At 56.3% G+C, this 23147-nt stretch carries 27 protein-coding genes; 17 read left to right on the plus strand and 10 right to left on the minus strand.

Features of this window, described 5'->3' with window-relative positions:
• The first annotated feature begins 68 nt into the window (after window positions 1-68).
• The 3 genes from E3E37_RS09155 (at window position 69) to E3E37_RS09165 (ending at window position 3339) form a co-directional block, all read left to right on the plus strand.
• Window positions 69-554: an Hsp20/alpha crystallin family protein gene (locus E3E37_RS09155; RefSeq protein WP_088865007.1), complete on the plus strand. Its 486-nt coding sequence runs from the start codon at window positions 69-71 to the stop codon at window positions 552-554.
• A gap of 82 nt (window positions 555-636) precedes the next feature.
• Entirely contained in the window at window positions 637-3024 is a 2388-nt protein-coding gene (locus tag E3E37_RS09160) for a CDC48 family AAA ATPase (protein WP_167716742.1), read from the plus strand.
• 69 nt (window positions 3025-3093) lie between these two features.
• Window positions 3094-3339, plus strand: a complete 246-nt coding sequence (locus E3E37_RS09165; RefSeq protein WP_167716744.1) for a hypothetical protein — start codon at window positions 3094-3096, stop codon at window positions 3337-3339.
• On the opposite strand, the gene E3E37_RS09170 is transcribed toward E3E37_RS09165, so the two are convergent.
• Together E3E37_RS09170 and E3E37_RS09175 are read right to left on the minus strand one after the other, a co-directional pair.
• Window positions 3336-3485, minus strand: a complete 150-nt coding sequence (locus E3E37_RS09170; protein ID WP_167716746.1) for a hypothetical protein — start codon at window positions 3483-3485, stop codon at window positions 3336-3338. The genes E3E37_RS09165 and E3E37_RS09170 overlap by 4 nt on opposite strands.
• 189 nt (window positions 3486-3674) lie before the next feature.
• Window positions 3675-3824 carry a hypothetical protein gene (locus E3E37_RS09175; RefSeq protein ID WP_167716748.1) on the minus strand — a complete coding sequence of 50 codons (150 nt, stop codon included), beginning with the start codon at window positions 3822-3824 and terminating at the stop codon, window positions 3675-3677.
• Window positions 3825-3888: 64 nt separating this feature from the next.
• Here E3E37_RS09175 and E3E37_RS09180 point away from each other — a divergent pair, with 64 nt between their 5' ends.
• Window positions 3889-4287: a M67 family metallopeptidase gene (locus tag E3E37_RS09180; protein WP_167716751.1), complete on the plus strand. Its 399-nt coding sequence runs from the start codon at window positions 3889-3891 to the stop codon at window positions 4285-4287.
• A 1-nt stretch (window position 4288) separates the two neighbouring features.
• Here E3E37_RS09180 and mobB read toward each other — a convergent pair whose 3' ends face one another.
• Both mobB and E3E37_RS09190 read right to left on the minus strand, forming a co-directional pair.
• The gene (gene mobB / locus E3E37_RS09185) at window positions 4289-5023 is read right to left on the minus strand and encodes a molybdopterin-guanine dinucleotide biosynthesis protein B (RefSeq protein WP_167716753.1); all 735 of its coding nucleotides are present in this window, start codon (window positions 5021-5023) and stop codon (window positions 4289-4291) included.
• Window positions 5024-5032: 9 nt separating this feature from the next.
• Window positions 5033-5248, minus strand: a complete 216-nt coding sequence (locus tag E3E37_RS09190; protein WP_167716755.1) for an LSm family protein — start codon at window positions 5246-5248, stop codon at window positions 5033-5035.
• A 62-nt stretch (window positions 5249-5310) separates the two neighbouring features.
• Between E3E37_RS09190 and E3E37_RS09195 the strand changes: the two genes are divergently transcribed.
• Window positions 5311-6138: a hypothetical protein gene (locus E3E37_RS09195; RefSeq protein ID WP_167716757.1), complete on the plus strand. Its 828-nt coding sequence runs from the start codon at window positions 5311-5313 to the stop codon at window positions 6136-6138.
• Window positions 6139-6312: 174 nt separating this feature from the next.
• The gene (locus E3E37_RS09200) at window positions 6313-7602 is read left to right on the plus strand and encodes a sodium-dependent transporter (RefSeq protein ID WP_167716759.1); all 1290 of its coding nucleotides are present in this window, start codon (window positions 6313-6315) and stop codon (window positions 7600-7602) included.
• Here the strand turns inward: E3E37_RS09200 and E3E37_RS09205 are convergent.
• A complete protein-coding gene (locus E3E37_RS09205) occupies window positions 7584-8294 on the minus strand; it encodes a 6-hydroxymethylpterin diphosphokinase MptE-like protein (RefSeq protein WP_167716761.1) in 711 nt (236 codons plus the stop codon). The two genes, E3E37_RS09200 and E3E37_RS09205, sit on opposite strands and share 19 nt — an antisense overlap.
• A 129-nt stretch (window positions 8295-8423) precedes the next feature.
• On the opposite strand from E3E37_RS09205, the gene E3E37_RS09210 reads away from it, so the two are divergent.
• Genes E3E37_RS09210 through E3E37_RS09230 form a run of 5 tightly spaced genes read left to right on the plus strand, consistent with a single transcriptional unit; the run spans window position 8424 to window position 13870 of the window.
• The gene (locus tag E3E37_RS09210; protein WP_167716763.1) at window positions 8424-9980 is read left to right on the plus strand and encodes an ABC transporter substrate-binding protein; all 1557 of its coding nucleotides are present in this window, start codon (window positions 8424-8426) and stop codon (window positions 9978-9980) included.
• Window positions 9981-10028: 48 nt separating this feature from the next.
• Window positions 10029-11048 (plus strand): ABC transporter permease, encoded by a 1020-nt coding sequence (locus E3E37_RS11780; RefSeq protein ID WP_198362167.1) that lies wholly within the window; start codon window positions 10029-10031, stop codon window positions 11046-11048.
• 10 nt (window positions 11049-11058) lie between these two features.
• Window positions 11059-11907, plus strand: a complete 849-nt coding sequence (locus E3E37_RS09220) for an ABC transporter permease (protein ID WP_167716765.1) — start codon at window positions 11059-11061, stop codon at window positions 11905-11907.
• Between the two features lie 5 nt (window positions 11908-11912).
• A complete protein-coding gene (locus E3E37_RS09225; RefSeq protein ID WP_088865019.1) occupies window positions 11913-12884 on the plus strand; it encodes an ABC transporter ATP-binding protein in 972 nt (323 codons plus the stop codon).
• A complete protein-coding gene (locus tag E3E37_RS09230) occupies window positions 12881-13870 on the plus strand; it encodes an ABC transporter ATP-binding protein (RefSeq protein ID WP_167716767.1) in 990 nt (329 codons plus the stop codon). The genes E3E37_RS09225 and E3E37_RS09230 overlap by 4 nt, the downstream gene beginning before the upstream one ends.
• On the opposite strand, the gene E3E37_RS09235 is transcribed toward E3E37_RS09230, so the two are convergent.
• The gene (locus tag E3E37_RS09235; protein ID WP_167716769.1) at window positions 13864-14331 is read right to left on the minus strand and encodes a Mut7-C RNAse domain-containing protein; all 468 of its coding nucleotides are present in this window, start codon (window positions 14329-14331) and stop codon (window positions 13864-13866) included. The two genes, E3E37_RS09230 and E3E37_RS09235, sit on opposite strands and share 7 nt — an antisense overlap.
• Window positions 14332-14395: 64 nt before the next feature.
• Here E3E37_RS09235 and E3E37_RS09240 point away from each other — a divergent pair, with 64 nt between their 5' ends.
• From E3E37_RS09240 to E3E37_RS09250, 3 genes are read left to right on the plus strand one after another with little or no spacing between them, the layout of a single operon-like run.
• Window positions 14396-15145: an MBL fold metallo-hydrolase gene (locus E3E37_RS09240; protein ID WP_167716886.1), complete on the plus strand. Its 750-nt coding sequence runs from the start codon at window positions 14396-14398 to the stop codon at window positions 15143-15145.
• Window positions 15146-15183: 38 nt separating this feature from the next.
• Window positions 15184-16572: an ATP-binding protein gene (locus tag E3E37_RS09245; protein WP_167716771.1), complete on the plus strand. Its 1389-nt coding sequence runs from the start codon at window positions 15184-15186 to the stop codon at window positions 16570-16572.
• The gene (locus E3E37_RS09250) at window positions 16559-17122 is read left to right on the plus strand and encodes a nitroreductase family protein (RefSeq protein WP_167716888.1); all 564 of its coding nucleotides are present in this window, start codon (window positions 16559-16561) and stop codon (window positions 17120-17122) included. The genes E3E37_RS09245 and E3E37_RS09250 overlap by 14 nt, the downstream gene beginning before the upstream one ends.
• Here the strand turns inward: E3E37_RS09250 and E3E37_RS09255 are convergent.
• The 3 genes from E3E37_RS09255 to E3E37_RS09265 are packed head-to-tail and all read right to left on the minus strand — an operon-like array spanning window position 17109 to window position 18605.
• Window positions 17109-17561, minus strand: coding sequence for a dual specificity protein phosphatase family protein (locus E3E37_RS09255; RefSeq protein ID WP_167716773.1), 453 nt, complete (start codon window positions 17559-17561; stop codon window positions 17109-17111). The two genes, E3E37_RS09250 and E3E37_RS09255, sit on opposite strands and share 14 nt — an antisense overlap.
• Window positions 17562-17891 carry a methionine--tRNA ligase subunit beta gene (locus tag E3E37_RS09260; protein WP_167716775.1) on the minus strand — a complete coding sequence of 110 codons (330 nt, stop codon included), beginning with the start codon at window positions 17889-17891 and terminating at the stop codon, window positions 17562-17564.
• 33 nt (window positions 17892-17924) lie between these two features.
• Window positions 17925-18605, minus strand: a complete 681-nt coding sequence (locus E3E37_RS09265) for a carbon-nitrogen hydrolase family protein (protein WP_167716890.1) — start codon at window positions 18603-18605, stop codon at window positions 17925-17927.
• Between the two features lie 88 nt (window positions 18606-18693).
• Between E3E37_RS09265 and E3E37_RS09270 the strand changes: the two genes are divergently transcribed.
• Complete coding sequence (locus E3E37_RS09270; RefSeq protein WP_167716777.1) at window positions 18694-19614, plus strand: hypothetical protein; 921 nt, start codon at window positions 18694-18696, stop codon at window positions 19612-19614.
• Window positions 19615-19888: 274 nt separating this feature from the next.
• Window positions 19889-21631, plus strand: coding sequence for a hypothetical protein (locus tag E3E37_RS09275; protein ID WP_240921961.1), 1743 nt, complete (start codon window positions 19889-19891; stop codon window positions 21629-21631).
• 111 nt (window positions 21632-21742) lie between these two features.
• On the opposite strand, the gene E3E37_RS09280 is transcribed toward E3E37_RS09275, so the two are convergent.
• Window positions 21743-22246: a hypothetical protein gene (locus E3E37_RS09280; protein ID WP_167716892.1), complete on the minus strand. Its 504-nt coding sequence runs from the start codon at window positions 22244-22246 to the stop codon at window positions 21743-21745.
• Between the two features lie 66 nt (window positions 22247-22312).
• Between E3E37_RS09280 and E3E37_RS09285 the strand changes: the two genes are divergently transcribed.
• A complete protein-coding gene (locus E3E37_RS09285; RefSeq protein WP_167716781.1) occupies window positions 22313-23125 on the plus strand; it encodes a GNAT family N-acetyltransferase in 813 nt (270 codons plus the stop codon).
• Window positions 23126-23147 lie beyond the last annotated feature (22 nt).

The following is a 23147-nucleotide window of genomic DNA, read 5'->3' on the forward strand; positions in this document are numbered from 1 at the left end:
ATCGAAAAGTTTATAAAGGGTCAGCTTTTAGTTACTACTGGTAACCAAAAGGTGGAGGGGGTGAGAAGATGGTCTGGAGGAGGGACCGCTACTGGGACCCCTTCGACCTGATGAGGGAGATTCAGGAAGAAATCGACGCCATCTTCAGAGACATCATGCGCGGACCGAGGCTCTGGGGCTACCGCGAGCCCGGAGAGAGCATAGCCGTCAGCGAGACCTGGCGCGAGCCCTTCGTGGACATCTTCGACCGCGGTGACAGGTTCGTCATAACCGTCGAGCTTCCAGGGGTCAGGAAGGAGGACATCAAGCTCCGCGTCACAGAGGACACGGTTTACCTTGAGGCCCAGGTGAAGCGCGAGAAGGAGCTCGAGGAGGAGGGCGCGATAAGGATCGAGCGCTACTACAGCGGCTACCGCAGGGTCATCAGGCTCCCGGAGGAAGTCATCCCTGAGAAGACCAAGGCCCGCTACAACAACGGAGTCCTTGAGATAGAGATACCCAAGAAGGCTCCAAAGAAGACAGAGGGAGAGGGCTTCGAGGTGAAGATCGAGTAATGACCCTTTCGATTTTTCCGTTTTGGATTAAAATCAGTCAACTCACGATCATCGGTCACGAAAAATTTGGAGGTGGTGAATGATGACCGAGAAGAGGGAAGTCAAGCTCAAGGTCGCCTCTGCTTACCAGAGGGACGTTGGGAGAGGAATAGTTAGAATAGACCGCAAGGCGATGCGTGAAATCGGCGTTCAGAGCGGTGACATAATCGAGATCATCGGAACCAAGAACACGGCCGCGGTGGTGTGGCCTGCCTACCCCGAGGACGAGGGACTCGGCATAATCAGGATGGACGGAACCATAAGGAAGAACGCCGGCGTTGGCCTCGGTGACGAGGTGACCGTCAGGAGGGCCGACGTCAAGGAGGCGAAGAAGGTCATAGTCGCCCCGACCGAGCCGATCCGCTTCGGGCACGACTTCGTCGAGTGGTTCCACAGCAGGCTCGTCGGGAGGCCCGTCGTCAGGGGAGACTACATCAAGGTCGGAATCCTCGGCCAGGAACTGACCTTCGTGGTCACCGCAACGACTCCGGCCGGAATAGTCCAGATAACCGAGTTCACCGAGTTCCAGGTCAGCGAGAAGCCCGTCAAGGAGGTGTCAAAGACCGCAGCCCTCGGCGTCACCTACGAGGACATCGGTGGACTGAGCGACGTCATCCAGAAGGTCAGGGAGATGATAGAGCTTCCGCTCAAGCACCCGGAGATATTCGAGAAGCTCGGCATTGAGCCGCCGAAGGGAGTTCTCCTATACGGGCCGCCCGGAACCGGTAAGACGCTCCTCGCTAAAGCTGTGGCAAACGAGGCGAACGCCCACTTCATAGCCATCAACGGTCCAGAGATAATGAGCAAGTACTACGGTGAGAGCGAGGAGCGCCTGAGGGAGGTCTTCAAGGAGGCCGAGGAGAACGCGCCGGCGATAATATTCATCGACGAGATAGACGCGATTGCTCCGAAGAGGGAAGAAACCCACGGTGAGGTCGAGAAGAGGGTTGTTTCACAGCTCCTCACGCTCATGGACGGCCTGAAGAGCAGGGGTAAGGTCATAGTCATCGGCGCGACCAACAGGCCCGATGCCATTGACCCGGCCCTCAGGAGGCCCGGAAGGTTCGACCGCGAGCTCGAGGTCGGCGTTCCGGACAAGCAGGGCAGGAAGGAGATACTCCAGATACACACGAGGGGAATGCCCATCGAGCCCGAGTTCAGGAAGGGCAGGGTCATCGAGATACTCGAGGAGCTTGAGAGGAACGACGCCTACCGCGAGAGCGCCGAGAGGGCGCTTATGAAGGTCAAGGACGCCAAGGAGGAGGAGATTCCCGAGATACTCAGGGACATAGACGAGAGGCTCTACGACGAGGTCAAGGCCAGGCTCATCGATGCTCTCCTTGAGGAGCTGGCCGAGGTCACGCACGGCTTCGTCGGTGCCGACCTCGCGGCGCTGGCGAGAGAGGCGGCGATGGCCGCTCTGAGGAGGCTCATCAAGGAGGGCAAGATCGACTTCGAGGCCGAGCACATACCCAAGGAGGTCCTTGAGGAGCTCAGGGTCACGAGGAAGGACTTCTACGAGGCCCTCAAGATGGTCGAGCCATCGGCGCTGAGAGAGGTGCTCCTCGAGGTCCCGAACGTGCGCTGGGATGACATAGGCGGCCTGGAGGACGTCAAGGAGGAGCTCCGCGAAGCGGTGGAGTGGCCGCTCAAGTACCCCGAGGCCTTCATGGGGCTCGGCATAACCCCGCCGAAGGGAATACTCCTCTACGGCCCGCCTGGAACCGGTAAGACCCTCCTCGCTAAAGCCGTTGCCAACGAGAGCGAGGCCAACTTCATCGCCATCAAGGGCCCAGAGGTGCTGAGCAAGTGGGTCGGCGAGAGCGAGAAGAACATCAGGGAGATATTCAGGAAGGCGAGGCAGGCGGCTCCGACGGTTATATTCATCGACGAGATCGACGCAATAGCCCCGAGGAGGGGAACCGATGTCAACCGCGTCACAGATAGGCTCATCAACCAGCTCCTCACCGAGATGGACGGAATTCAGGAGAACAGCGGCGTCGTCGTCATAGGCGCGACCAACAGGCCGGACATCATCGATCCTGCACTGCTCAGACCTGGAAGGTTCGACAGGCTCATACTCGTTCCGGCGCCGGACGAGAAGGCCAGACTGGAGATATTCAAGGTCCACACCAGGAACGTGCCGCTCGCCGAGGACGTCAAGCTCGAGGAGCTGGCGAAGAAGACCGAGGGCTACACGGGAGCCGACATCGAAGCGGTGGTCAGAGAGGCCGCGATGCTCGCCATGAGAAGGGGCCTGCAGGAGGGCATCATAAGGCCCGGCATGAGGGCGGACGAGATAAGGGCCAAGGTCAAGGTCACGATGAAGGACTTCGAGGAGGCCATGAAGAAGATAGGCCCCAGCGTGAGCGAGGAAACCATGGAGTACTACAGGAAGATTCAGGAGCAGTTCAAGCAGGCGAGAGGGTGAACCAGCGAACTGTAGCTTGCGCTGGGCGAGGGGCTGATGCCCCACTTTTACCCTCTTGGAGGTGATTGAATGATTTACGGAGTGCTGCTCAGCATACCCGAGAAGTTCGTGACCAAGTACGAGGACGAAGTAAGGAAAGTCATTGGCCATGGAATAGCGAGGGGAGACGTTATAAGCTTCACCGAGGCCCGCTACAAGGGCGACGTCGCCTTCGTCATGCTCGCCCGCTCCAGCAGGGCGGCCGAAAGGATAGCCAACGAGCTGAGGGAGCTCCCGATAAACGTCAAGGTCATAGAGATCGAGGGGGAGAGCTAAGCGACCCACTCGAGCTCGTAACTTCTAGCCCCAAGCCTTTGCATTTCTTCGCGTGCTATTCTCTCTGCCTTTTTCATGTCGTTGGTGACAACTATTCTCTCCTTCGGGAGGGTATCGGGCATATAATAGACTATCCTCACGAGCATAGTATCGCCTCCAATGTATCACTGCGAGGGATAGGGATCATTGAGGATTTAAAAACATTATTGTTTGCTTTTGAACATCAATGCACGTTACAGTCCAAACCCAAAGGGACATTGGTGAACAAGGCCGCGAGAATAAACATCATGGTACACCAAGCGGGTGAAAACCCATGAATAATAAGGTAAGAAGAATCACTCAAGCTTCTCAAGCTCGAAGACCCTCGCATCCTTCCGTTTCATCTCCCTTACCGCCATCCTCCTGGCCTCGTCGGCGCTGTCGGCGTGGAAGATTATGGTTTCGCCGTGGTTTTCCCCGCCATGCAGGGTGAGGGCCCATTTCATCGTATCACCGGCAAAGACCTCTCGGCTCTCCAAAATTTATAAGGTTAACGCGAAATTCATTGACATGATGATGGTTATCCGGGGTGAAGATTTAAAGCGGATTATCAAGGCGGCGGAAAATTCACGGATTGAGATATGCGGCATGCTCTTCGGCCGGGGAAGCGGGGAACGGATCGAGGTTGAAGAAGTCCGCTTCATCCCAAACAGGCTGAACTCTGCAGAGAAGTTTGAGATGGAGCCACTGGAGATGGTGAGGGCCATCGATGATGCCGAGGCGAGGGGTCTGCAGGTTGTTGGCATCTTTCACTCCCACTTGAAGTGTCCGCCGAGACCGAGCGGCCGCGATCTGAAGGGAATGAACCTCTGGCCTGTGGTCTGGCTGATAGTGGACGACAGGGGAAACTACGGGGCTTATGTGCTGGAGGGAGACAAAATCCGGGAGGTGAAAGTTAAAATCGTCTAACTCAATCCTCCCTTATCACTATCTCTATCCTCCTGCCCTCGCGGTAGCCCTTCATGCTTGAGAGCATGCCCTTTATCGTCTTCTCCACCAGCTCCTGCACCCAGTCCTTCATCGGCAGAACATGCCCGTCTATCTTAACCGTGACCTTCGGCTTTGAGCTGAGCACAACGCAGTCCCTCAGCGTCTTCTCACCGTTCACTATCATCCTCGCCATCTCAGCACACTTGAAGCCGCAGAGGCCGCAGTCTATGTTGGGCAGCATGAAGGCGCGCCTCTCGACGAGGGCGGCGAGCCTTTCCGGCTCCCTCGTGGAGTCTATCACGGGCAATCCGTCTATCTCCTCAACGCCGGTTGAAGCTATTACCCCGCTCACCGCTATGGCAAGGCCGTCGTTGAGCTCCCTCACATCCTCCTCATTCCTCGCACATATCACCTTCGGAACGTGCTGTACTGACTTGAAGCCCTCCAGGAGGAGGAAGTCCGCGTTGACCATCGAGAAGAGCGCGTTGATGTCTTTAGCCCTGAAGAGGAGCGCATCCGTGTCACTAGCACTTACCAGAACGGCATCGGCGACCTTGGAGAAGCGCCACGTATCGCTCCCTTCCCTGTCGAAGTCGACGTGCATGCTCTTGGCTATGGCAACGCGGTAACCTCTCTCCTTGAGGACCCTCGCGACGGCCTCAATCGTCGTCGTTTTCCCGCTCTTCTTGAAGCCAACGAAAGCAACGGCCCTCATCTCAACACCTCACAGCAACATTATCCAGTTGAGGTCGTCTATCTTAACGAGCAGTTCCTTCGCCCTGTTCCCGGCTATGTCCACGATGTCGCGGAGCAGTATGACCTCCTCATCGAAGTCATCCAGGATTCCGGTGAAGGAGTGCTCGTTGCTAACCGCTATGGCAACCCTCTTCCCCTTCCATGTCTCAAGGGTCCTGTCGAGAAGGTACTGCTTCTCGCCCATGCGCTCACCTCCAGAAACCAAAAACCTATAAGGCTTTTAACCGTTTCCGGTTCGGTGATAGAATGAGGTTCGTTACGAAGAGTGAATCGGTGAAGAAATCGTTTTTCGATGACCTGAAGAGGGAGGGCATTAAGTTCGAGCTTCATGAGAGACTCGGATACGAGGCGTTCGTCGGGTACCTGCTGGAGGGAACCCTCGAAGAGATAAGCGCACAGATAGACGTTATCGAGGGGGCCGACAGGGAGGCCCTCAGAGAGGGGTTCATTTCCTTCAGGGAGAGCCTGAACCACATACTGGAGCACATCAAGGTCGGCGAGAGGTTCGAGGTTCTCCTGCAGGAGGGCCCATGGGTCGCCGAGCTCCTCGACCAGCTCACGAGAAACGGGGCGATAGACTACGAGGACGGCGTGATAAGGCTGCGGGAGGGCGTTGACGTCACGAAGCTCCGCTTCGAGTTCAAGTTTCCCTTCAACCTCGTCCACAGCCCGGAAAGCACCGAGAGAATAGCAAAGCAGTTCGCCTTTGCCGACCTCACAATGGAGTATGAGTTCGAAATACTGGAGCTGGACATAGCCAAGATAAACACCCTCGGAAAGATTGCATCACGCTACTTCCCGGAGGACTACCTCCTCAAGGTCTACTTCGCGCTGATAGGCCGCTCCATCCTGGCGGGAGAGATACTCAAGTCCCTCGGCGGCGAAAAGGTTCCGGAGGAGGACCTGGTCAGGGGATTCGTTAGGGCCTCCCCCATTTCGATACCCACCGAAAAGGGAACCCTCGTCATCAACTACTCCCCAAAGGCCATTGAGGAGGTGCTTCGCTTCCTCAAGAGAGCCGGCTACATCGAGATAAAGGCCGGGAAGGTCAAGAAGCTCAGGGATTTGCATTGAATTGTCAACATGACAATATCCTCCGGTCGTTTTCTATTATTATTTGCTATTATTCCAATTTACTGGTTCTTCTGAGCAAAATTGGCAATACATAACAGATAAAAATTAAAGCAGTCCCGAGCCAATATTAAATAAATACCAACCTCAAAGGCACAATATGCTGGAGGGGGTAAAATGAACAGGTTTACTTTGGGATACTTAAGCCTAGTTGTTGCTGCGTTTATGATAGGCCTCGGCAACATATGGAAGTTCCCGGCCCTGGCTTTTCAGCACGGTCTCGGGGGAATAGTGGTCTATCTAATCTTCGTTGCAATGATGGTTCCCCTCATAGCTGTGGCACTCGAGAGCACGAAGCACAAAAGATACGAGCTCTTGGAGTATTACCTGAAGGAATATAAAAGGCCGGCGTTTGGATTCATGTTCTTTCTCTTCAACATACTCCTGCTGAGCTACTATTCCATAGTCGGCGGCTGGACCCTGAGTTCATTAGTAATCAAGGACGTTACCGGGAGTCTTTCTGGGAACGCAATAACACTCGTGTTTGTTTTTGCCCTCCTGATATTAATCCTCATCAGGGGAAGAGAAAAGACCCTTGACGTCATGGTGATATCGGTTGGACTCTTTTTCCTCGCGCTCATAGTGGCTATCATTGGGATATACTCCAATGTCCCCGACAAAGGTGCCATCAGTCACTTCATAGGGCAAGCATTCACGTGGAAGGGCATAACCGAGGCCACCGTGAGGGACATGGCAATTCAGGCGGCTTATTCTCTCAGTCTGGGTATGGGTTTCTACCTAATACTTGGGGCATTCCTACCTGATGAGATATCCGGTGCAAAGCTTGCATCGATTGGAGCGGCACTGGATACCTTTGCCTCAATCCTTGCAACGTTCGTGATTGCCATGATTCTTGCCGTTGATCCCAACATACCAATCCAAGGCACGGCACTATTGTTCCAAGGCCTCCCGAAAGTTATGGTTGACATACTCAAACTTCCCGCCCTATTTTATCTACTCAGTTTCGCGGTGTTCCTAGCTGCACTCTCAAGTATGATACCCATTGGGGAAACCATAGTGAGAATCTATGAGGAATTCATGAGGCTTCCACGCGACAAGGCAGTTCTTACGATAATAGGCGTTACCGCTCTCCTGGGACTTACAAACATCGTGGGAATGAAGTTTGGAATCGACACGATAACCATACTGGACGGAGCCGTCTCGACATTTGTCCTCTTTGGAGGAATAATAGCCGCATGGGCGGCAATAGAACACAGGGAATATGTGCCAGAAGGACTCAAAAAAGTCGCTTACCCCGGTATCGTCGTGGTTGGAATACTTGGCCTGTACAGCCTTTACCACATGCTCACGGAGGGTCAGTATGTGTCATTTCTCCTGCTGATCGGTATAGTCGGACTGGCCCTCATACTAAACGACAAGATCAAGAACTACCTTGAGTCCAGGTGAACGTACTCAACCTTTGCCCTTCCATTCTTTTCCAGCCATTCCAGCAGTTCCTTAGCGAACTCGAACTTCTTCCTCTTGCTCTCCCATATTGGGGCATGTTCTCTGAGACCCGGTTTGCTCCACCTCCCAACGGTATCGCCGAAGTCGAAGCCGACGAGGATTATTTCTCTCGCACCCAGCTCTTCGGCCAGAAAAGCGGCCCTGTCACCGTCGGTGAAGCCGCCGAAGTTGTAAACGATGTCGAGGGGCTCGGTCTGGGTCGTTCCAAGAACCCTTGAGAAGAGCGGAACGTAGGAGCTCAGCCTGTCCACGTTGTCGCCGTGGGCGTGAATCACCATGAACGCCCCCCTATCGTTGGCTATCCTCAGGTCCGGAATCCTGCCGTCGAGGTCAGTAACTATGATATCTGGGATCAAGCCGTTCTCTATGAGCGCGGAGGTGGCTCCGTCGGCCGCTATCAGCGTTCCATCCGAAAAATCAAACTTCCCAAGGGCCTTCTCCAGGCTGGGACCGCACCCAAAGACATAAACTCTTTTCTCAATGATGGTTGCCAGTTCGTCCCGCAGGATGTATTCGTCGCCCTCCAGCAGGAGCGCCCTCAGAAGCTCGGCCGCCTTCCTGTCATCTTCAACCGAGTACCCCATCTCCCGGACTACGCGCAGGTAGAAGGGCTTCCATTCTTCCCATTCCATGGAAGGAACTCGCATGGAGCATATATCAACTTTGCCCCGGTACGGGGTTCTGACTTCGTCGGTTCGATAATGAACACTACGAAAGGTTTAAATCCATAGATGCTCGTAAATATCCATCGGTGACACCTTATGCGACGGCAGTATGCGACATTGGCCCTGGTGTTTTTGGTTGTTTTTTCTGTCGTTGCCAGCGGCTGCATAAGCGGCGGTGGAGGCGGCGAAGAAAAGCCAACGACGATAGTGATAGGAGTCACTGACAAGGTAACCGACCTCGACCCGGCCAACGCCTACGACTTCTACACATGGGAGGTTCTCAACAACGTCATGGAGGGCTTGGTGAAGTACAAGCCGGGCACCCTGGAGATTGAACCTGCCCTGGCAGAGAGCTGGGAGGTCAACGAGGACTCGACAGTTTGGACCTTCCACCTAAGGAAGGACCTCAAATTCGCGGACGGAACCCCCCTCACGGCCAAGGACGTGGTCAGGAGCATCGAGAGAGTAATGACCATTCAGGGCGACCCCTCGTGGCTCGTTACCGACTTCGTGGACAAGGTGGAGGCCAAGGATGACTACACGGTTGTCTTCTACCTCAAGCAGCCAACCGCATACTTCTTAGCGCTCCTGACGACCCCGCCGTACTTCCCGGTTCACCCGGACTACGCCCCCGACCAGATACAGAGCGACCAGACCGCCGGCGGTGCGGGCCCCTACAAGATAATCAAATGGGTTCGTGATGAGGAGCTCGTTCTTGAGGCCAACCCGAACTACTACGGAGAGAAGCCGAAGACCGAGAAGATAATCATCAAGTTCTACCGCGACGCCTCGACCATGCGCCTCGCCCTCCAGAACGGCGAGATAGACATCGCCTGGAGGACCCTCAGGCCCAGCGATATAGACAGCCTGAAGAAGGACGAGAACTTCAACGTCATAGAGGTTCCGGGCGGATTCATCCGCTACATCTGCCTCAACACCAAGAACGACCCGACGAGCAACGTCAAGGTCAGGCAGGCGCTCGCGGCGGCCGTTGACAGGCCGGAAATAGCCCAGAAGGTATTCATGGGAACCGTCGAGCCACTCTACAGCCTAATACCGAACGGAATGTGGAGCCACAAGGACGTCTTCAAGGAGAAGTACGGCGACGGCAACCTTGACCTTGCCAAGCAGCTCCTCAGCGAGGCAGGCTACTCCGAGAGCAACCCGCTGGAGATACAGCTCTGGTACACGCCGACCCACTACGGGGACACGGAGGCGGACCTTGCCCAGATCCTGAAGGAGCAGTGGGAAAAGACCGGAATGATAAAGGTCACCATAAAGAGCGCCGAATGGGGAACCTACACCGACTACGCCAGGAACGGCCAGATGCAGGTCTACCTGCTCGGCTGGTATCCGGACTACCTCGACCCCGACGACTACACCACCCCGTTCCTTAAGACCGGCGCCAACAAGTGGGCCGGAACCGGCTACTCCAACCCGACGATGGACGAGCTCCTGAGCCAGGCCCAGAGGCTCAGCGACCAGAACGAGAGGACGAAGCTCTACGAGCAGGTTCAGGATATACTGGCGCAGGACGTTCCCTACATACCGCTGATACAGGGCAAGCTCTTCGTGGTTACCCAGAAGAACGTCAAGGGAGTAACGATAGGCCCGGACATGATATTCCGCTACTCGACCCTCTACAAGGAGTGATTTCCTTCTTTCACTCCTTTTTGTCTTAATTAACGAAGGGGTGATAACGTGGCCAGGGGACTCGGTCAGTACATAATAATCAGGGCGCTCATGATAATTCCGACGATCCTCATTCTCTACACCCTCGTGTTCTTTTTCCTGAGAATCCTTCCCGGAAACCCGGTTATGGCCGTAGTTGGAACGAAGAACATTCCCCCAGAGCAGCTGGAACACCTCATGCACATGGCCGGGCTGGACAAGCCCCTGTACGTCCAGTACTTTGACTACCTCAAGGGTGTTCTCCACGGAGATTTTGGCGTAACCTTGGCGTTTCCGATGGGAAAGCCCGTGTGGGACTACATAGCCCAGCGCTTCCCGGCGACGCTGGAGCTCGCCCTCTGGGCCTTCACCGTCAGCGTGCTCCTCGGCCTCCTGACCGGAGTGATAGGCGCCACAAGGAAAGGGACGAAGACGGACACGGCGATGAGGGTGTACAGCATAATCGCCTACACGCTCTTCATACCCTGGTTCGGTATGATGCTCCAGTACCTCTTCGGAATCCACCTGCACTGGCTGCCCACTTCAGGCAGACTCGACCCGGGGGTTAATCTGCACACGATAACGGGCCTCTACGTCCTGGACAGCATCCTTACAGCCAACTGGGACGCCCTCGTGAGCTCCGTTAGACACCTCATCCTACCAGCCCTCACCCTGGGAATCGTCCTCAGCGGGGCTTACACGAGGCTGGTGAGGAACAACATGGTTGACGTCCTCAGCCAGGACTTCATAAGGGCCTACCACGCGAGGGGCGTTGCCGACAGGAAGGTGATGTGGTACGCCCTTAAGAACGCGTTCATACCGGTAGTTACCCTGATGGGACTCCAGTTCGCGATACTCCTGGGAGGAGCTGTTCTCACCGAGACGACCTTCAGCTGGCCAGGGATGGGAACTTTTCTGGTGGACAGGATAGACTACCGCGACTACAACGCCATCCAGGGTGCGGTGATATTCTTCGCCTTCTTCGTCGGCATCATCAGCCTCATAGTGGACATAGTCTACGCGCTGCTCGACCCGAGGGTGAAGTACTGAGGTGGTCAAGATGGAAATAGCGGGAAAAATAACCGAGTTTGTCTTCGGGAAGAAGCCCGGCAGGGGCATGCTCATCTTCGGCATAATCATCGTCCTCATCGTCGTAATCATGGCGGTTTTTGCACCATGGATAGCCCCATACGACCCGACGCAGAGCAGCGACGACGTCTTCGCCCCACCAAGCCACGACCACCTCATGGGGACCAACAGGCTCGGCCAGGACATGTTCTCGAGGATAGTCTGGGGTTCAAGGGTCGTCCTCTACGTCGTCTTCATAGCGACTCTGCTCTCGATGGCGATAGGAATTCCTCTGGGACTTCTCTCCGGCTACCACGGGGGCAGGATAGACAGGACGCTGAGCGTGATAATGGACAGCATCTACGCGTTTCCAGCTCTCATCCTCGCGATGGTCATCGCTGTGGTCCTGGGTCCGAGTCCGATAAACACCGCCATAGCTATAAGCTTCGTCTACGTGCCGACCTACTTCAGGATGGTCCGCGGGCAGACGCTCAGTTTCACCGGCCAGCTCTTCGTTGAAGCGGCCCACGCGATAGGCGCGAGGGACAGGGAGGTCATGTTCAAGTACATCCTGCCCAACCTGGCGCCAACCATACTGGTGGTCTTCACCCTCAGTGTCGCCGATGCCATATTAACCGAGGCCGGCCTGAGCTTCCTGGGACTGTCGGTAACGCCGCCGACGCCCGACTGGGGGTACGACCTGCGCGTCGGCCAGCCCTTCCTCCTCGACGGCTACTGGTGGCTGGTCTTCTTTCCGGGAGTAATGATAATGCTGCTGGCCATGGCCTTCGCGCTGATAGGAGAGGCCCTCAGCGAGAGGCTCTCCCTTGGAACGAGGTGATGTGAATGCTGCTGGAGGTCAAAAACCTTAGCATCTACTACTACACCCTTGCGGGAGTCGTCAAGGGGGCCGAGAAAGTTACGTTCAGCATAGACAGGGGCGAGTGGGTCACCTTCGTCGGGGAGAGCGGGAGCGGGAAATCAACGGTCGCCCACGCGATAATGAACATCGTTCCATCACCTGGAAGGATAGTGACGGGGGAGGTTATCTTCGAGGGGAGGGACCTCCTGAGGCTCGGCAAAGACGAGCTGAGGGACATCAGGGGGAAGGACATCAGCATGATATTCCAGGACCCGATGACCAGCCTCGACCCCCTCAGGAAAGTCGGGGACCAGATGGTCGAGGTCATGACGGTTCACGGCGTCCCGGAGGAGGAGGCGAGGGAAAGGGCAAAAGAGTTGTTAGAGAAGGTAAACCTTCCGCCAGACAGGCTTGACTACTACCCGCACCAGCTCAGCGGCGGCCAGAGGCAGAGAATAAGCATAGCGATGGCGATGGCCTTCAACCCGAAGCTCCTCATCGCGGACGAACCGACGACCGCCCTGGACGTCATCGTGCAGGACTCCATAATGGACCTCATCGACAACCTCAAGGCGGAGGGAACGAGCATATACTTCGTCACCCACGACATCTCTCTTGCGGCTGAGAGGAGCGATAAGATAGCGGTAATGTACGCAGGAAAGCTCGTCGAGTTCGGAACCGTTGAGCAGATAGTCGAGAATCCTCTCCACCCTTACACAAGGGCGCTCATCGAGGCGGTTCCGGACCTCTGGAAGGAGAGCGAGGTCAGAGCAATTCCAGGATATCCCCCAGACCTCAGAAACCCGCCGAGGGGATGCCGCTTCCACCCGAGGTGCCCGGTTTTCAGGGAGCGCCCGACCCTCAAGGGCCTCTGCGACGCGGTGGAACCTGAAATGATAGAGTACGAGAAGGGTCACTTCGTGGCCTGCCATCTCTACGGGGGTGCAGGGGAATGAGCGAGCCACTTCTTCGCGTTGAGAACCTCAAAAAGTACTTCCCGGTCAAGAGGAACATCCTGGAGGTGCTCAGAAAGGAGCCACCGCGCTACGTCAAGGCCGTGGACGGCATCACCTTCGAGATAGCCAGGGGAGAGGTGCTCGCGCTCATCGGCGAGAGCGGCTGCGGTAAAACCACAGCTGGAAGGACCGTTCTGAGGCTCATAGAGCCCACGGACGGCAGGATAATCTTCGACGGGACGGATATAACGGAGCTCTCCCGCGAGGAGATGAGGCCCTTCAGGCGGAGGATGCAGATAATCTTCCAGGATCCATACGCGAGCCTGAGCCCCAGGATGAAAATTGGCGATGCGATAGCCCATCCGCTCCTCGTCCACGGCATGGCCGAGAAAGAGGAGGCAAGGGAGATGGCCCTCAAGATGCTGAAGCGCGTCGGCCTAACCCCAGAGGAGGAGTTCTACGACCGCTATCCGCACCACCTCAGCGGCGGCCAGAGGCAGCGCGTTGTCATAGCGAGGGCGATGATACTGAAGCCGGAGTTCGTCGTTGCCGACGAGGCGGTCTCGATGATAGACGTCTCGATGCGTGCCTCGATACTTGAGCTCCTTGAAAGCTTCAGGGAGGAGTACAACCTCAGCCAGCTCTTCATCACCCACGACATAGCGGTGGGCAAGCTCATAGCCGACAGGATAGCGGTGATGTACCTCGGCAAGATAGTGGAGATAGGCCCGACGGAGGAAGTCCTGAAGAACCCGTCCCACCCATACACGATGGCCCTCATCCAGGCGGTACCTTCAATAGCGCGCAGGAAGAAGGAGAAGAAGCTCAAGATAACAGGGGAAGTTCCAAACGCGGCAAACCCGCCCAGGGGATGCAGGTTCCACCCGAGATGCCCATTCTCAAGCGAGGTCTGCATAGCCCACGAACCGGAGCTGGTGGAGGTAAGCCACAACCACTTCGTCGCCTGCCACCACCCGCTTCACTGATTTATTTTTCTCAGCTTTTTGTCCATCCTGAGCATCTCCTTCCACTGCCTCCCGGGCCAGTACACCTGCCCACAGTTCTCGCAGACGTAAAACTCGTCGTACCTCTCGTACACCTCCTCCGGAACCCTCTCCCTGATTTCTTCCTTTGGGACCGGTCTTATGGGCCCGTTACACTTCGGACAGCGCGCGTTGGCTGGGAAGAGCTCCTTAAACTCCACGCCAAAACTCCTGAGCTCTTCCATCTGACCCTCAAGGGAGTTCGAGGTAAGTAGGATAACGCTCACTCCAAGCTTCTTAGCCCTCCCTGCAAGGCCTGAATCCCTGGTCAGAAGAACCCGGTTCTCGGCCAGGGCAATCCGGAGTATGTCCTCATCCGCCTCCACCCCATAGAGGGTGTCGTAGCCGTACAGCCGGAGCCACCTCGCAAGCCGGCCAAGCATCATGTCGGCGATGAACCTCATATGTTGAAGTTGGAGGCAATCCTTATAAGGGCCTTATTTCACAGCCGTGAAATAGGTGGTGGATTTGATAGTCTACTTCATAGGCACCGGCGGCAGCGAGGGGATTCCCGCTCACTTATGCACTTGCTCAACCTGCACCGAGGCGAGGAGGTTCGGCTTCGCCCAGAGGAAGCCCTCGACCCTCGCTGTGATCACCGAAAAGGGGAAAGCGGTTCTCTTCGACGTGGGCACGGACATAAGGGATTACCTCAACGTCCCCCTGGAGGCAATATTTCTGACTCACTGGCACCACGACCACATCTACGGCCTCTACAAGCTCCGCTGGATGGCACTTGAAACCCCGCTCTACGCTCCGGAGGGGCACGCCGACGCCCTGATCCTCCGCGAGCCCAAGAACCTCCAGCCAAGGGTGGTGAAAGCGGGTGACGTTATTAAGCTGGACACGCTGAGGATAACGGCCCTGAGGCTCAATCACCAAGTTGAAACCCTCGGCTACCTGATCGAGGAGGACGGGAAGGCCATCGCAATCCTCTATGACACCAAGGACCTGCCGGGGGAGACGCTTGAGTTCCTGACGGAGAAAGCTCCCCTCAGGCTCGCCATCGTCGATGCAACCTACCCGCCGGGAATTGAGGATCCTTACCACAACAACGTCGATGAAGCTGCCGAACTGGGCCTAAGGCTGGCCGAGAGGACGGTTCTAAGCCACATCTCCCACAAGAACCTGCCATTCCTTGAGCTGACGGAGTACGTGAGGCGGAGGTGGGAAAACAGGGTTCTCGTCGCCTATGACGGCATGGTGTTCTACGTGTGAGCGCAATGCTTAAAAAGTTATAAGTCGAGTATCATACTATGGTAATAACTTTTGTTGACCGGGAGTCCGAGATAGAGTTCATGGAAAGACTCTGGGAGGGGGAGAACGCATTCCTTCCCATCTATGGGAGGAGGCGCGTGGGAAAGACCCGCCTGGTCAGGGAGTTCATGAGGGACAAACCGTCGGTTTATTACCTCGCCAGAAACAGCACCTACCAGGACAACCTGAGGGGGTTCACCCGGGAGGTTCTCAAGGTGCACCTCGCCCCCTTCCTGAACGAGTCGTCGTTCTCGAGCTTCGAGGAGGCTTTCAGGTACATCGCGGAGAAGGGGAAGGTCGTGGTTGTCATAGACGAGTTTCCATATCTCATCCAGTCGGACAGAAGGGTTTTGAGCGAGTTTCAGTACATAGTCGATGAAATCGTCAGGAACTCCGGGATTTATCTCATACTCGTCGGTTCGAGCGTTGGTATGATGGAGGAGCACGTGCTGGGCCAGAAAAGTCCGCTCTACGGCAGGAGAGACGGCCAGATAAAGCTCGGCCCCCTCGACTTCTTCAGCTCCTGGAAGCTGCTCGGCGTTGACGTTGAAGAAGCTGTGAAGATTTACGGCGTGACCGGCGGAGTTCCGGCGTATCTCCTCCTCTTCAGCCACTTTGAGGACGTCAAGCGGGTCGCCTTCAGCAAGCATGGATTCCTATACGCCGAGGCGGATTTCCTGCTCTCAAGCGAGCTGAGGGAACCGCGGACGTACAAGCTCATCCTGAAGGCAATCGCCGAGGGCAAAACCCGTTTCAATGAGATAAGCACCTACACAGGAATCCCTCGCTCGAACCTCTTCAAGTACCTGGAAGTCCTCGAAAGACTCGGCTTCGTGAGGAGGGAAACTCCGGTTACCGCCCCACTGAAGACTAAGCACACAAGGTACAGAATATCTGACAGATACCTCGCCTTCTACTTCAGGTTCGTTGAGCGGTACAGGGACGAGATAGAGCTCGAGAGCCTCGACTTCTGGGAGGAGTTTCTGAAGGGATACAGCACATACCTAGGTTCAGTCTTCGAGGAGGTTTCCAGGGAGTTCCTCGTCAGGCTGGGAAGGGAGGGAAAGCTCCCTCTGAGGCCCAGCAGGCTTGGAAGGTGGTGGCATAAAAACGAGGAAATAGACATCGTTGCCCTCGACGAGCGGGAAAAAAGGGCCCTCCTCGTCGAGGTGAAGTGGAAGGAACTTGGCGAGAGGGAGGTCCGGGGAATTTTGAAGGACCTGGAGCGCAAGGCAGGGTTGATGGGCCTTGAAGGGTGGGAAAAGGGTTACGGGCTCGTCGCGAAAGAGGTTATGGGAAAAGAACAGCTGAGGAAAGAGGGATGGTTCGCATGGGATTTGGAGGACTTCATGGAGTTTGATGGAGCTGGTGGCCATGAGAACCCTTGAGCTCGCCAGGCGGAGGAAGACCGTGAGAAAATTCCTGCCTGATGTGCCTCCCAGGGAGGACATAATGACGGCCATCAAGGTGGCCAAGGAAGCGCCGAGCGGAATGAACGCCCAGCCTTGGAAGTTCGTGGTGATAGACGACCCCTGGCTGAAGGGGAAGGTAAGGGAACTCTGCGAGGGGGAAGAGAGGAAGTTTTACTCCGGAACTAGAGGAGATTTGATGGCGTGGCTCAGCGCGAAGGGCTTTACTCCGGAGAAACCCTTTCTCAGCGAGGCGCCCTACCTGATACTTGTCTTCGGGCACACAAAAGCCCCCTACTGGCTCCAGTCAACGTGGATAGCCGTCGGCTACCTTCTCCTGGCCCTGGAAGAGTTAGGCCTCGGGACCGTGACCTACACGCCGCCGAATCCAAAACCGGTAGAGGAGCTTCTAAAGGCTCCTCCGGAATACAAGCTCCAGACGATACTGCCCGTTGGCTATCCCGCCGACCCGAAGCCGAAGTACGAGAGAAGAAAGCTCGAGGAGGTAGTGAGCTTCAACGGCTTCTAAGGTAGCCCTCAAGTTCCCCCAGAATCTTCATCTGTTCAGGGGTTTCCACGGCCCCGGGCCTTATACTCCTGACCCTCGCGAGGGCCTCCCTCAGTGGAACTCCCTTGGAGTACATCAGCCACGCCACAGCCACCGTTCCGCTCCTCCCGAGGCCACCGAGGCAGTGGATGAGAACCCTCTTGCCTTGCATCCGTTTTCCTTCAATCCACCCCAAAATTTCGAGGAGCTGATTCAGTGAAGGGGCCGAGAAGTCGGGGATTGGGCTGTGAAGAACATCAACGCCCCTTTTCTCCCATTCCTCGATGGAATAAGGAAGCTCGAACTCCTCGACGAGGACGACAACAGCGTCGAAGGTTCCTGCAACACGATCGAGCTCACTCACCGCTGGCATCCTTGAGAAGGCAACGCCCTCATCGATGAACCTGGCAGAGCTCCACATTCACCACACCTTCGTGCCCTCTGGGACGTCCTCCGGAACGGGCAGGAGATAGACCCTGCCATCCTCGCTCTCCGCCACGACAAGTAGCCCCTCGCTCCTGACCCCTGAGAACTCCTTCGGTTTCAAGTTCAGGACGAAGATGAACTTCTTCCCCTCAAGCTCCTCAGGACTGTACTGGTCGGCTATACCCGTTATTATCGTCCTTTCCTCGGTTCCAAAGTCAACGTCGAGCTTTATCAGCTTCCTTGTCCTCCTTAGCCTCTCGGCTTTCCTCACAAGGCCGACCCTGAGGTCGAACTTCCAGAACTCGTTCACATCGTAGAGCTCCATATTACCACCGCTTGAGTCTCGGCATGGCAGGGTTTAAGGATTTTGGAACATCTGAGTTGCAACCAGAATCTTCTCTCCCTCCGATGACGCCAGAAGCTTCCCGTTCCCATCGAAGACCCACGCCCCGCCGGGCGGAAAGCTGTTCACAACAAAGGTCCTGACGCCAAGGAGCTTAACGCGCTCAGACATCGCCTCGACGTCTTCGGATGTTATTTTTCCAGATTCCGGCGAGTACTCCATCGGCACGAAGAGGTAGTCGGGCCTTTTCCGTCTAACCCACTTGGCTATCCTCTTGTTGTAAAGGTCGCCGCAGATGATTATCGCCACCTTTCCGAACTCTGTTTTGGTTGTTCTCACAGTGTTGCCGGTGCAGAACTTCATCGGCTCCTGGAACTTGCGGTGCTTGAGGAGCACCTCGCCGTTTCGACCGATCAGCAGGGCGGAGTTGTAGACGCAGTTCTTGTAGGGTTCAAGAAGGCCAAAGACAATGTAAACGCCGTTCTCCCTGGCCAGTTCGCTCACCCGCTCGATTATCTCACCGTACAGCTTTGCCCCGCTGAAGTCCCACTCCTCAAAGCCGGTCAGGCAGTACTCCGGGAAGACCACGAAGTCGGGCTCGTGCTCCAAAGCCTCATTGAAGCGCTTTTTGAACTCGTTCCAGCTGCCCTCGAAGTTCCCAACCTCAACGCGCATCGGGATTAGGGCAACCTTCATTTTTTCAGTTTCACCTGAATTCATCGTCATGGATAACCCTTAAAAACTTTTTTGAGTGGTAACAACGATGGCCGTTGGAGGGTGAGCCATGAGAACCTACTCATTCGGTGTTGAGACGGTTCCGGCTGCCATGGCTAAAGACCTCGTCGTCGGAAGCGTTCACGACGGGAGGAACTACAGGATAATGCTGGCGAGGGTTGTAGGGGAGGAAATCGTTGAAACCCGCTTTCTGGCTGGAGAAAACGACTGGGAGGGCCACAGCGCAGCGGAACTGGACAGCGGCTACATCATCGGCGGGGCCGTCGAAGGCGTTGCAACACCGAACGGCGGCGAGGGCTGGAAGGCCTACGTCGCGAGGCTCGACGAAAGCTTAAACGTCCTCTGGGAGCGGAAGATTGATGTGAGGGAGAACGGGGCGGTCTATTCGGTTCTTCCGACAGAGGAAGGTCTCTTCATCGCCGGCGAGACGGGAAGGTCCGGCGGCAAGGGCTTCCTCCTCGGAAGGCTCTCACTCGAAGGTGAACTCCTCCTGCTGAGGGACTTTGGGCACTGGGAAGACGTAGTATTCACGGCACTTCTTCCATCTGAGAACGGCTTCAAGCTCATCGGGAGCGTGAAAACCGGGCGCTGGGAGGTCAGGGTCTTCGATTTTGGCTCCAGTGGAGAGTTTATCGGGGAGAAAGCCCTCGCGGAGGGAATAGCGCTGACTGCCGGTCTGTGGTGTGAAAAGCTCGTCCTCGCGGGCTACCGCGGCGAGAACTTCTGGGTTCGGGTAGGGAAGAGGGGCATCACACTCGGGGAGGGAACCGCCACTTCGATGTTCGCCACCAAAGACTGCCTTCTCGTCGGTGGGGAGCTCGAAGGAAACGCCGTCATCGTTGAACTCTCCGGGGAGGGAGAAGTGGTGGGCAGGAGAAAGCCCTGGGAGAACGGATCGATAGAGGTTTTGGGGGAAGGTGTTGCCCTTGGAGTGAGGGAGAGAGTCGAGATGGTCATCGCCTTGCTCTAGCCCTTAGCCCCCTAATCCCTCGTAACTCACCTAACCCCCCGCAATGGGAACCGGACGGGCGCCAATCCTTGAACAACTTGCAAGGGAAAAATACTTATAATTTAAAATCCAAAAGTACCCGGGGTTCCCTATGAGGCACATCAAACTTATTGTTTCACTGATCCTTATAGTTCTGATCACAACGTCCAGCGGGTGCATCAACGGTCCGCCTGGAGAAGAAACCGGAAGCCCTGAAACGGAAACGGCCTTCAAAAGTGGAGAACATGGACCCCCCATGAACATTTCCCCTCCGGAGGCTGTAAAAGCCACGTTTCCGGGGGGAACATTCGAACCGAAACCAACGGACTGGTTCGCATATCCGCCGGAGTACGCGATCCTTGACGTCGTCTCCAGGTTATCGAAACGGTACAACGTCACCGAGGGGAGGGTGAGCATACCCCAACCTCAGAGGAGCCTCTCAAGCTTTACCGGAACGGCGAACGGCACCGAGTTCGGCCTCTTTGTTTATCCCAATTCAACGGCGGCCAAAGAAGCCATGAATCACGTAGTGGAACTCCTGCAGGGGGACGGCTTTCAGCGGGGAGACGATATCTTCTGGGAGAAAGGAAACGAGACCTACCTGGTATTCCTATTCTACGAACGCTACTTCTATGTCCTGTCCGTGGCGAGGACCGCTGGAGGGAGCGCGGAAGAAAGGAGGGAACACCTCTCGGAGTTCCTGGAGAGTGCCATTGCTTACGGACCCAGCCCCGGCAAGGTTCTCGGCCCCTTCCTGCAGGTCAAAGTGATCGCGGAGAACTGGAGCGAGGAGAGGGGTCTGAAGTTTTCGGGCTACCTGGACGCCCTTGAGGGGAAGGTTAAGGGAACCAACGTCAGCGCGGTTTTTCTCGTCTACCGGCCAGGCGAGGGCAGAGAGGTCTATCTCCAGCTCAAGGAGGCGTTTCTCAGGAACGGCTGGGTTGAGGGTGAGTACATCAACACCAACACCCGGGGTCCAGTCGGGAGCGTTATGGCCGGCGACTACTTCGAGGCCAACGGTACGGGGACCTACATAGAACTGGCGAGGATCACCGGCCTGGAGCGCGTTGCCCTCCTGCTCGGGAAGTCCGGAGATGTCAAAGCCATCGTAAACGACATGTGGTCCGAAGGAGACCCGACGGAGGGGCTATCCTTCGAGCGGGGGGCAGAGGTGCCAGGGGGCGTTTTCAGGCCGGTCAGCGAAAGGGGCGTGAGGCCTGAAACGGTGATATCGAGGGTCCTCGATGACCTCAGGAAGGACTTCAACATCACGGCGGACTTTGTGGAGATTCCCGATGTCCCGGCGGCGGCCTGGTACAGCGGAAGGACTGACGACGTCGAGTTTATGCTCCTCGTCTATCCAAACGCCACCGCTTACCTCAAAGCCCTCGATGAACTGACCGAAAAGCTCCTGGCTGAGGGCTGGGAGAGAACCGACGACGGAAGGGAACCCTACGCGAGAACCTTCGCCCGGGATTCAGACACCCTAACGGCCTTCGTCCAGTACCGCTACAACCACTACCTCGCCATCGTCATCAAGAAGCCCAGGTACTCGACCAGCGACTTCTTCTGGCATGTGGTCGGCACGGGCGGAGCAAGTCCAGGTGCGCTGCTCTCCTTCGGCAAACTGAGGAACGACGTGAGGCCCTGGAACTGGACGGAAAAGGTGGGACTGAGGTTCGAGGGGTACATATACAAGCTGGAGGGGAACGCCTCAGGTGACACGAAAGCGGTGGTGCTGTTCTATCCTGCCCGGCTCGGCATGGAAGTCTACTTCCAGCTCAAGAAAGCGTTCCTCGAAACGGTGTGGGTGGAGAGGGACTACGTCGAGCTTCCCTCCCACGATGAGAGGAGACACCTGGTGGCCAATGACCTCTTCGAGAAAAACGGAGAAGCGGTTTACATCGAGATCTCCACCTACGGGGACATGGACGTCCTGATACTGCTCTACGGGGACAAGCCGGGTGTCAAAACCTCCGCCAGGGCAATGTGGAGGTGATGGGGGGTGGCTATCTCCCGGAAAACATCCTTCGAAACCATCACTTTCCCGATTTTTGCCTGACAGTGGGGCTGTACTAAACCAGATACTGGAACGCGAAGAAATAGTTCTTCAGCCCGATAGATTCTCCGTTAGGTTGAAGAGCCTCCCGACCCGCTCATCACTCAGGTTCTTCGCCCCACCGCCCTGGAGTATCGCGCCCAGCTCTTTGGAGATTTCATCGATGGTTTCCATGTTCTCCGAAAGTAGCTTTCGCGGGTTCCGGCTGTTCATGGTTGCGTGAAAATAGACCTCAAGATCGGCGGCGACCAAACTGAGGTTCCGGTATCGCTCCTCGTTATTCGCGAGGTAGATGGAGAACGATGCCTTCCTCAGCATCATGGAGCAGGAGGTGTACCTGCCCAGCCTCTCCCGGAGGATGTCGTCGCTCACGTTGCTCTCGAGCAGGATTCCGAGTGACCCAGAATCTTCAAGGCAGAAGATGGCCATGTCTGAAACCTCCAGCAGGCCATTCATGGTTGCACCAAGCTCCGCTTCCCGCTGGTGGTACCCGTAGCCTGTGTAGGCTGTAACGACCAGGAGCACGGCAATGATGAGTGGAGCAACACGTCCCATTAACACCACCACTCGTAATAACGAAAGAACCTTAAAAGGTTTCCCTCAAGCCGTACCGGTGATGGCATGAAACCGCTCATCCGGGAGGCAAGGGCTGAAGATAGACCCTTCATCGAGGAGATTTCAAGGCTCACGTGGGGCGGGGAAGACTACCTGGCGGGGGTCTTTGACGAGTGGCTTAGAGACGGCCACTTCTACGTGTTGGAGGTTGATGGAAAGGTAATCGGCACGGCGAAGCTGACGCTTCTCCCGGAAAAGGTCGGCTGGCTTGAGGGGCTGAGGGTTCACCCGGATTATAGAGGTAAGGGCTACGGGAGGCTTCTACACGAATTCATGCTCGAACTCGGAAGCAAACTCGCCCGCGAGGGTAAGGTCGAGGCCCTCGAGTTCGCGACTTACTTTCTCAACCGTGAGAGCATTTCGATGGCCGAGAGAACGGGCTTCCACGTGAGGGCCAGGTTCTTCGTCTTCGGGGCAAAAACTGAAAGCTTTGAACCCGAGGAGCCGGAGCGGATCGAGCCAGCGCTTGAAGACCTGACGCTCGGCACCGTTCCCGTCGGCTGGAAGTTCGTGCACAGGAGCGAGGAAGCCCTAGGGTGGATACGGAGAAATGCAGAGCTCTACGACATCAACGGCTTCCGCTTTTTGGCCCCGAAGGAGGGAACGACCTTCACGCCGCTGGAAGTCGGTCTCGCGACGCTCAAGGCCACCCTTCCGGCGATGGCGTGGGTCGCGAGGGAGAGGGACAGGGAAGAGTTCGACGTGATGCTCCCGAGCGGGGTTAAGCCGCTCCTGCCGGGGTTAAAACGGCTCGGCCTCTTCCTCTGGGACGAGGCGGAGGAGCCTAACGTGCTGGTGTTCAGGAAGCGGCTGGAATAAATACCGTACATGTCCCCCGCGG

Source organism: Thermococcus sp. ES12 (assembly GCF_012027515.1).
GTDB lineage: Archaea > Methanobacteriota_B > Thermococci > Thermococcales > Thermococcaceae > Thermococcus > Thermococcus barossii.